Source organism: Pseudomonas sp. P7548 (assembly GCF_013386585.1).
Lineage (GTDB): Bacteria > Pseudomonadota > Gammaproteobacteria > Pseudomonadales > Pseudomonadaceae > Aquipseudomonas.
In genome coordinates, this window is the sequence record NZ_JACARO010000245.1 from 1 (window position 1) to 305 (window position 305).

1 protein-coding gene is annotated in these 305 nt (G+C 56.7%); it reads right to left on the reverse strand.

Going from position 1 to position 305, the window contains the following annotated elements; translation table 11 throughout:
- Nucleotides 1–231: 231 nt before the first annotated feature.
- On the reverse strand, nucleotides 232–305 hold a 74-nt coding region (locus HX803_RS33015), incomplete at its 5' end, for a DUF2790 domain-containing protein (RefSeq protein WP_178926128.1).

Here is a 305-nt window from a genome sequence, read left to right on the forward strand (position 1 = left end):
GGACATTATAAGGGCTTTTTCGGGTCAATGGTGTGACGGATTCCGACCTTGTGCGTGCTTTTCAGGACGCGCCTCGGATTTGCAGGGCTTTGGCGGCAAAAGAGTTTTTTGGCTGGAAGGGGTGTTTTGCGACGGTCGGTCCGGCTGATCGGCGAGGGGGCGGTTTGACGGGGGATGCACCTTTGCCGCAGGACTCGTTGCCTGCGGCGGGTGGTTTTTTTATGCCGGCTATCAGCCGTTGGAGCAACCGTTACCCATTACGCGATATTCCATGATATGCCGGACGCCCTGGGAATCTTCGTAGA